This window comes from Acinetobacter sp. ANC 5045 (assembly GCF_004331005.1).
Lineage (GTDB): Bacteria > Pseudomonadota > Gammaproteobacteria > Pseudomonadales > Moraxellaceae > Acinetobacter > Acinetobacter towneri.
Map to the genome: position 1 here is coordinate 72,690 of NZ_SJNS01000012.1, position 9,730 is coordinate 82,419.

Sequence of the window (9,730 nt, forward strand, 5' to 3'; positions counted from 1 at the left end):
TTTGTCCACTTTAAAATACTGAGCATTCGGTATTGATTGGAGAGCGATTTTCAATCATCGACAACTGATTTTATAGCTAATGTCTACCCTATCATGATTATAGTGTTTCTCAACTGATTTAGGTTGAAACGGAATTATTTTGTGTAGTATTAGTACAAGTTGGCTTTGTTGCACTGAATAGCCGCCAAAATTTTAGAAACACAAGCCCATCTTTTGATGCGCTTTTTCATAATCTAATGGAGAAAGCTGACAATTGGAACCATGTCTGCGTTTTGAATCTGCTATTTGAATCATGTCTTACCTTACCAGACTAAAAAAATAAGGGAGCCAAAGCTGAACCGTACCGGGTTTGTCGGAGACCAACTTTCTTGAGAGAATGTTCCAATGACAAAACCAAAATATACCCCCTGAAATCAGAGAAAGAGCGGTTCAATTATTGATTGAATCTGAAAAAGATTATCCTTCTACTTGGGCTGCAATCACAGCTATTGCACCTAAGATTGGTTGTACTCCTGAAACATTGCGTGTTTGGTATTTAAAGCATATGGATCAACTAAATCCTGCCAAAGTACAACAGATATCTGACCAAGAAAAAATGAAGCAAATGGAACGTGAAATTAAAGAATTAAAACGTGCCAATGAAATTCTACGTAAAGCAGCCGCTTTTTTCGCCCAGGCGGAGCTCGACCGCCCACACAAATAATGGTGGATTTTATCCAGAACAATAAAGATCGATATAGTGTTGAAGCGATTTGTAGAATTTTACCGATTGCAGCTTCGACCTATTATCGGGCTTTAGATCTCGYTGACAATCCAGAACATCGAGCGAAACGTGCTCTGCATGATTTACATCATGCAGAGCAAATCAAACGTATTTGGAAAGAAAGTTTAGGTCGATATGGTGTGCGTAAGGTCTGGCAACAATTGAAACGTGAAGGTTATGTTATCGCACGTTGTACAGTTGCTCGATTGATGCAGAAGCTAGGTATACAAGGTGTTTGGCGTGGTAAGAATAAACAAACCACCCGTAGCCGAGATGATCAAAAACGAGCAGATGACTTAGTAAAACGCAATTTTAATGCAGATCATCCTGACCCTTGCGAAGCAATGCTTCTCAGGTCGCTGACTTCACGTATATTCAAACTCATTCAGGCTGGGTCTATACCGCCTTTATTATTGATGTGTTCTCGCGAGCAATTGTTGGATGGAAAGTATCAACACGTATGAATACAGATATGGTGCTCGATGCACTGGAGCAAGCATTGCATGATCGAGGCATGCCAAAGAACGTGATTCATCATAGTGACAGAGGCGTGCAATATCTTTCCATTCGTTATACCAATCGTTTAGAAGCAGCAAATTTACGAGCATCAGTCGGTACGACCGGTGATTCATACGATAATGCTTTGGCTGAAACGGTGAATGGCTTATACAAAACAGAGGTGATTGAATATTTAAAAGCGGATTGGCAAGGTTTAGCGGATGTACAACTTGCGACATTAAACTGGGTAGATTGGTTCAATAAAGAGCGTGTACACAGTGCACTGGGTTATGTATCACCTTTTGAGTTTGAAGCAATGTACTATGATAAGATTAACCCGTTAGGTCAGGTGGCCTAACTTAAATAAAAAAGTCTCCGACAAACCCGGTACGGTTCACATAAAACATCAGTAATGACTTCTACCTGTTTTAGTTCTTTGATCTCCATATGCAATTCCTTGTAAATCCAACTTAAATATTCTAAATATTAACTAAAAACATAATTCAATAGGGTTTTAATTACCGCTAAAAAGATTAAAAACACTATATATAGTGAAATTTACAATTTAATAACACAATATAGGGTGCGCAACCCTTGACTCTCCTATAAAAAATACGTGAATATTATAGCTTATTTTTCAGCCACTTGGCATAAATATGGGGAGACATCAGCATATGTCTATAAAAAAAAAGCTATTGAAAGTCATCGTGTATCTTCAAAAAACTTACAATTAATGTGTTATCCAAAATGTATGCATGCGTACCAAATCTGGATAGCTTTATTTTTCCAACTGAGTGATAAACAGCAAAGCTATCACTTGAATTTAACTTTTAAACAGAATATCGAAATCCCGCTCCTTACCACTAAAACACCTGATCACTATTTTTTTAGTAGTCATTTCAGCTGGATCTATGCTTATTTTTACAATAAGAATAAAAATGAATTTAAGTTCAGAGCTTATGAGAAAAATAATTCCTACCAATTCACCATCCAGGCTTTAAGCGAAGTTAGGGCCTTACTGTGTTCCGGATTACATCACTCAATTCATGGCTTAGATATCATCGCATATTGGCTAAATGAACAATACTTAGCCGCACATCTTCAGGAAGTTTTCGGTCAGGAAGTTTTAACTATCAATCATCTACGAGAATTATCAGGGCTATCTAAATCCAAAAGTCCAGTAAGTTCTATTTCAAATTATGCTGGTCCACTTTCATTAGAAAAAATTCTGGCTGGAATATCATCATGAACGGATATAGTTACTTAGAAGATACTCAAGAATTAAAGCTTGAGCCGTTTCGAGAATTCTATCAAACACTAGCAGAAGCAAAGCTTGAAAGTTTTCAAAATTCAATCAAACTCAATGAGTTCATTAAACCTACTAAAATTATTGAACTTAACAATATTATAAATCAAAAACTTGTAGAAAAATCAATCAGTGAATATCCTCTCATTCATTATCTTATTGCAGTCATTAATACGCCTTCAGCATATCAAGCTAATGCCCTGAAATGGGCCATTTTTAATATTCAATGTATTGAATTGCTTGATAGCAAAGAACATGCAGCCACTGTAGCTAACCTCTGTAGACGTTTTCGTTTAGCCAGCAAAAAACAGGAATACCATTGGCTTTATAACTTATTACCACCTCTCCCTATTGAGTTGGAGGATCTGCTTAAGTTTTTAAATAAAGCTGAAACAGAGAATAGAGAGTTACTTAACCGCTCCACACCAAATTTAGATGAAAAACAAATTGGCCAGCTGGCAAATCTACGTGTCATCTATCAATATGTCTTTACTCAGTCTGAACGTTTAAAACGAAATCGCCAAAGCAGTTCAGGTGCCAAAGAAGCTCCTCAAACTGATGTTCAAAAGATATCAAGAATATCTCTCGATGATGAACAAACGTATCAGACTCATTTTGAAAAAGGTACAGCTAAACAACCACGCGAAGATAAAACTATAGAAAAAGTTGAAGATCATAATTTTGAATTTAATCCTCTTGAGCAATACTCTACTACAGCTCAGGTCAATAATCTTAAGAACAAAGTTCTGCATCAAAACAAGAATCAGTTAATGAGCAAGTCAAATCCTCGTGTCTTTGATTTGCCTACCGCACAGTATATTATGCGAATTTTGTTTGAACAGGCAGAAACCTCTCCAATTCATGCCTTACTTTTATTTTCAGTACTCAGTTTGACGCATTATAAAGAGCTATTAGTATTTCGGAAAAATTTTCGTCTGAGTTCAAAAAGAAAAGAAATTACTTTTAGCCCTGAAAACTTCTATTTTCGGCAAAGTTTTGATAACTCTAAATTTAAAGATGCTTTATTAAAAGAATATATGATGAATATAGGAAACTCTTTTACCATCCCCTTACCCAAAGTTTATTTTGATCAGATTTTTCAACTAAAAAAGTGGGATAAAGCTGATATTGATTCAGATGTACAAGAATATTTACGTAGAATCAGTGACGGCCTTACTTTTCATTTAACAGCTCGAAACCTTCCTCGTTTAATCAGCGATATCACGTTGAATGAACTCGGATATGAATTGGAAAGTAAATTACTTAGTGGAGAAAACGTTAATAGCTACACCCCAAGCCATTACTATTCAATGAAAATTGTTGATATCCTCGATATTTATAGCCAAACGCTTTATCTGGTTTGCCCGCAACTCGACACTAGTTATATCGAAGAATTTAAATCCCCTGTTACTTTCGGTAGTCAGCAAACGCCAGACCTGCCTCTGGTTAAATCCTTTTTTAAAGAGCTTGACAAGCAAGTTCGGGGAAACCCTAACCCTTTTAATACACTGAAATATTATTCAATTTGGCTATGGTACGTTTGCATGATTATGACATCTGCCCGACCAAATGATGCCTTTCCCCCGAATCTCGATTATCTTGATCTCGACAACTGTTTGGTGGCTGTTGCAGATAAAGAGCAACGTTATTCGGGTACCATTGGACGCTACCTACCATTTAATAATTTTCTTCGTGATGAAATACAGTCTTATCTGAAATATTTAAAACAATTTCAGAATCTTATGAAGGCTTGTGCTAACCAAGTAAAAACAGCTTTAATTCAAGAAATCTTTGATGGTCAATGCCCCTTTCTTGTATATCCCAAGACTGAAGGATATATCCGAAATTTAGAGCTTGCTGATATTGAAAAGAACAGTCCAACTATAGTTTTGCAGCGCAATTGGACTCGCCATTTCGCTCGCTATTTTTTTGCACAGCACTGCGATGAAGATATGCTGAATGGCATCTTTGGTCACGATGGGCCCATGCAGGAACTTTTTGACCGCTATTCGGGTTTTCAGGCAACCGATTACGATCACATTCGAGCAGCGCAAGACAAGCTAGTCGAACTCTTAAAGCTTAAAAGTATGTCTACATTTAATGGATTCCTGATTGAATGAGTAAACACCCACACTCCCTCAAAAGAATAAAAAAGCATAGAAAAAACAAAGCATTTCTTCTGAACTTGTTTAGTGAGAAATGTATAGAGCTGACGCCTGAGAACTATTCGGAAATTTGTCGTCAAGTTGATAATCAGCTTTTAGAACACTGTAAGTCAAACATCCGTAGCTATCAGATGGCACGTATAGAATTTGCTAAATATATCAAGCGCTTTAATCTTTCATCGAATCACTACTATCCAGTGCCTGCCGCTCCCGTAAGGTACGAAAGATCTCTGCCACTACAAAATATTGAAACCTTAAAACATGGCAAAAAGGTGACTCAATTTGCCAAAAATTTGATTACTTACTGGACAAAACATAATGACTTCAGTCTAACTCAATCACTTGGCTTCTGTTTGATCAGTTCAATATTATTTAATGGCATTTATAATGAGAACGAACTACAAAAGTTTTTAAAAATCATTTTAAAAACAAAGAAATTTCAAAGTTTTTTAAACCTGAATCATATTGTTTCACTTGATATCCCGAACCGGAATTTCGGTAATCAGCGTATAAATAACCCTGATTTTTCAGTCAGCTATACCAAAACGTTTGTGCTACACGATATTGTGAAATGCTGGATCTACAGACTAAAACATCAAAAATTTGATTTATTTTCGGATATTGAAGATGCAGAACATCTGATTAACGCTTGTATTATTGAATGCTTCCCTGAGGAAAAGGTGCGTTGTAAAGACCTGTTAAAATACGGTTTTTACTATACACAGTTCCTGAAAAACAGCGGGCTGGATCAAATGTCCATTTGTATCTTAAAAAATGAAATTTACAGTTCCAGTCCTCTCGAAAAACAATTAGCAGCTTATTTTGTTCAGGTTGAACAAGCTCATCCTAATAACAATAAGATTGAGAATACTTGTGAAAACCATCAGGCTCCCTCTATAACCAATATTTCAATGGATATAGCTGATGCTTTAGTAGAAATACGTCAAGCTATTCGTGCAAAAAACTATAGCGATCGACTCATAGAATTATATGCCAAGGAACAACCTCCAGCCTTGGAGCGTTTACTGCTATGGACTATTCTGCGCTCAAAATTAACAGAGGCACAACTTGACTGCCTTAATCAAATTATCCAACAGTTGCAACGATTTAAACGTAAGCTTATACAAGCAGATTTTCAGCCAATTAAGCAGAGTTCTCTAAATACCATGTTTTCACAGTTTGCAGTCCATTGGCTGCAGGCAACGCAAGACAAAGATATTTCATCATTTTCAGATGCTGATTTTGAAGATCTGTATGGAGAAATGCTTTTATTAAAGAAAGAAACAACTAGAGCGACTTTACAAAAACGTCTACAGGAGTTTCATCACAAACAGACCTTATTTTTTAAAGCACCTACTATCGATCTAGATAATTTAATCCAGGTAAAAATCTGCAGAACAGCATTGATCTCGCCCCATATTTTTCACCACGTGCTAGAGCAGCTCGAAAATACTCAAGATATTTCGATTCAGGATAAAAATATATTTAAACTGATTTTTATTCTAGGGTTCAGAGTCGGACTACGGATCAATGAAACATTAAATATCTTCGTACGTGATCTATTTATTAGTGAAGATGCAGTGATACTCACCATTCGCAACAATCGCAATAAAAATCAAAAAAGCTACTCAGCTTACCGCAAAATTCCCCTGCATCATCTACTTAAAGCCGACGAATTACATGCATTTAAAACATATAGTCAGAATAGAAAACGTCTGCTAAAAAAACAAGGAAAATCAGTTGCACAACCGCTATTTTTAAAACAGTCCTTAGAGGAAACTCATGAAAATGAAGTGAATTCCCTATTTAAACAATTGATCCAACCAGTTTTTGGAGAACACAATTTTACTTACCATAGTCTGCGCCATTCTGCATTTAATCATCTTTACCTGATTTTAAAAAACTCAACACTTGCAGATGCATTTACTGACTATAGCCCACATGAGCAATTACGTATCCGTTATGCATTGTTGCGAAACAGAAATAGTCAGCAAACCTGGTATGCACTCTCTCATTTTGCCGGGCACCTAACGCCTGAAACCACTTGTTCAAGCTATCTGCATTTAATGCATCTGGCAATTAGCTACCAGCTGAATCAAATGCACAGCCCGCTTCCTAAAGAAGCCTATTTTAATATTCTGAAACATGATGATTCTATTAAATATCCTGTTCAGCAGCGGGCGATCAAACAGTTTTTATTTGATCAACTCACTAAAGACCGTTACAGGCAACATGATCATCAATATCAACAAAGGCAACAGAAATCGCCTGATTCACTGATGCTAGGAGCTCATGACTCAGAGATGACTTTTGAATTATTGCATCACATTCTTGCAGTAGAAAAAGAGCAAGATCTTCTGTTACCTGAAGGCATTCCTTTGCAAATCGCGCAAAAATTACGTGCCAGAGCCCTGCATTTGAAAACCTCCTGTGTAAACCAAAAAAAATCATCGAGGTTATTTACCACAGATTTTTTAAGGAAAACTCCTGCTGCATTAGTTACCATGTTGCCAACCAATCAGGAGGAGAAAAAGGTCATTCACCATGTCCAGGAGCGTTATGCAAATGTACAAAGTAAATATAAAAAACAGCTTCATATGATCTACTCAATTTATCTTGAAAAAGTTCAGCCAAATTCAGCCCAGTTAATTTTTGAACTGAATGAAAAACGGCAACTGAAGAAACTTCTTTCTTTTATTCATAGCTTATTTCCCAAAAAATATCTTCATTTAGAACTCTCTCAGCAGAGCAAGACAGAGCTCAAAAAGACATTACAGGATTTAACATTACGGGCAGAAAACTTCAGCCTGAATGAAAATGAAAGGCGAATTAAATTCTGCTTCAAAGGTAAAGAGGCAAAAGCACTTGGGGTATTCAAATTACTGATGTATCTCATGATAGTTTCTCATCTTTAAGCTGTTTGTAATAAAAATTTGAACTATGAGAAATGGTAATCAAATAGTATAAACTCTAGATATCAGCAACGTCTGAAACAGAGATCAGTCATGCATAAAACACCAGAAAAAATTGCAAAACAAAAAAAGGTATTAGCTAAAGCTGTTTTATCATCTGCAAATCAACTTGGTTTGACACAGGGCCAGCTTGCTATCATTCTCAATTTAGATTCAATAGAAACTTTAAATTCGCTTGAGTTAGATCCTGATTCAAGTCAGGGAGAGCTCGCAATTATTTTAATTCGTATTGCAATATCACTAGATGCTTTAACAGGTGGAGAGGCTAAATGGATGCAGCATTTTATGAAGGCACCAAATAAGTTAACCAAAGGCATTCCAATAGAACAGATTCAGACTACTCAGGGATTAATTACTATATTAAACGTAGTCGAAGGGCTTCGGCTTCAGAGTAAATATTAAGATATACAAGGCCTTATTACACACAAAAAAAGTCATTGTTTGTCTAATAATTTAAATTTAAGGTATAAGAAGTTCCTCTTCTCAAGAGGTATACAACTGCCTCATTATTGATAACTGCCATACATATATGGATTCTATTAACTTAATTCGAGGCTAAATTGAATCTTATAAGTTCAATTTAGCCATTCAAGAATCATTATAAAAGTTTGCTATATAGCGAACATTAACTATTATTAGTTAAAAGTTAGAGATGGATCCGGAAATTTGAACAACTCCTATAAGTGATACTCTGCTCCTCAAATGATGTTATAAACATCAATATATGGAGTATTTTATGGCACGTAGACCAAGAAGAAATCATTCAAACGACTTTAAGGCTAAGGTAGCACTTGCTGCGATCAAAGCAGAAAAAACACTTGCTGAATTGAGTTCTGAGTTTGATGTTCATCAAAACCAAATTATTGACTGGAAAAATCAATTGATCTCAGCTTCCTCACAAGCTTTCGATCAATCAAAAGCTCCATCAGAACCTCCCATTGATCTTAAAAAGTTACATGCAAAAATCGGTGAGCAGGCATTAGAAATTGATTTTTTAGAAGGTGTGTTGAAGAAACTGGGCCGCTTCAACCACAAAAGTTAATCGATCACTCACTTCAGATTTCAGTATCTAAACAAGCTAAGTTACTGAAAGTCTCTCGTGGTTGTTATTATTATCGCCCAAAACCTGTTAGCTCATCAGATCTGAAGCTGATGCGATGTATTGATGAATTACATATGCAATATCCTTTTGCAGGCAGTCGTATGATGCGTGATTTGTTGAATCGTCAAGGGCATCATATAGGACGACGTCATACACGTACTTTAATGAAGAAAATGGGTATTCAGGCGTTATATTGCAAACCAAATTTAAGCCAGGCTAATCAAGCTCACCGTAAATATCCATATCTGCTCAAAGGATTGGCTATTCAGCGCAGTAATCAAGTGTGGTCTACGGATATAACGTATATCCCTATGGCAAAAGGCTTTGTTTATTTATGTGCTGTGATTGATTGGCATAGCCGCAAGGTACTTGCGCATAGGGTATCGATTAGTATGGAGGTGGATTTTTGTATTTCGGCTTTAAATGAAGCGATTGAAAAATATGGATCACCTGAAATATTGAATACAGACCAAGGCAGTCAGTTCACCAGTGATGCATTTATTGATGTATTGAAATCAAATGGCATTCAAATCAGTATGGATGGTAAAGGTCGATGGGTAGATAATGTGATGGTTGAACGATTATGGCGGAGCGTTAAATATGAAGAGGTGTATCTCAAAGCTTATAGCAGTGTCACAGATGCGAAAAAGCAATTGAGTGCATATTTTGAGTTTTATAAGTAAGCGTCCGCTGAACACACCTTCTGAATTCATCCTATAAGCCTTAATTTAGTCCCCACTTAGAAACAAGTGGGGACTTAAATTTATGACTACAAATAATCAGACATCCATCGCATCTCTTGCGAAAAAACGAAGAACATACAGTGCTGAATTTAAACAGCAGATCGTTCAGGCTTGTAAAGCACCGGACGTTTCAATTGCTTCAGTCGCTTTGCAACATGGATTGAATACAAATCTTGTATCM

5 protein-coding genes, 2 pseudogenes and 1 other annotated feature are annotated in these 9,730 nt (G+C 36.3%); all 7 genes and pseudogenes read left to right on the forward strand.

Annotated features, from left to right (window positions below):
• Positions 1-384 precede the first annotated feature (384 nt).
• Positions 385-1,619: pseudogene (locus tag E0H79_RS10510) on the forward strand (IS3 family transposase).
• Positions 661-778 (forward strand) — a sequence feature (AL1L pseudoknot). Its footprint overlaps the pseudogene before it by 118 nt.
• A gap of 258 nt (positions 1,620-1,877) precedes the next feature.
• Positions 1,878-2,510, forward strand: coding sequence for a hypothetical protein (locus tag E0H79_RS10515; RefSeq protein WP_228258787.1), 633 nt, complete (start codon positions 1,878-1,880; stop codon positions 2,508-2,510).
• Positions 2,507-4,687 (forward strand): hypothetical protein, encoded by a 2,181-nt coding sequence (locus E0H79_RS10520; RefSeq protein ID WP_131261586.1) that lies wholly within the window; start codon positions 2,507-2,509, stop codon positions 4,685-4,687. The genes E0H79_RS10515 and E0H79_RS10520 overlap by 4 nt, the downstream gene beginning before the upstream one ends.
• Complete coding sequence (locus E0H79_RS10525; protein ID WP_004974313.1) at positions 4,684-7,647, forward strand: site-specific integrase; 2,964 nt, start codon at positions 4,684-4,686, stop codon at positions 7,645-7,647. The genes E0H79_RS10520 and E0H79_RS10525 overlap by 4 nt, the downstream gene beginning before the upstream one ends.
• 90 nt (positions 7,648-7,737) lie before the next feature.
• Positions 7,738-8,106, forward strand: a complete 369-nt coding sequence (locus E0H79_RS10530; RefSeq protein ID WP_131261587.1) for an MbcA/ParS/Xre antitoxin family protein — start codon at positions 7,738-7,740, stop codon at positions 8,104-8,106.
• A 322-nt stretch (positions 8,107-8,428) separates the two neighbouring features.
• Positions 8,429-9,483: pseudogene (locus tag E0H79_RS10535) on the forward strand (IS3-like element ISAba14 family transposase); the annotation flags it as partial.
• 88 nt (positions 9,484-9,571) lie between these two features.
• The coding region (locus E0H79_RS10540; RefSeq protein ID WP_131261588.1) for a transposase at positions 9,572-9,730 on the forward strand (159 nt) is incomplete at its 3' end.

Excerpts from the sequence above, each read along its gene's own strand:
- E0H79_RS10520 (WP_131261586.1), top strand. The coding sequence starts at position 2,507 with ATGAACGGATATAGTTACTTAGAAGATACTCAAGAATTAAAGCTTGAG.
- E0H79_RS10525 (WP_004974313.1), top strand. The coding sequence starts at position 4,684 with ATGAGTAAACACCCACACTCCCTCAAAAGAATAAAAAAGCATAGAAAA.
- E0H79_RS10530 (WP_131261587.1), top strand. The coding sequence starts at position 7,738 with ATGCATAAAACACCAGAAAAAATTGCAAAACAAAAAAAGGTATTAGCT.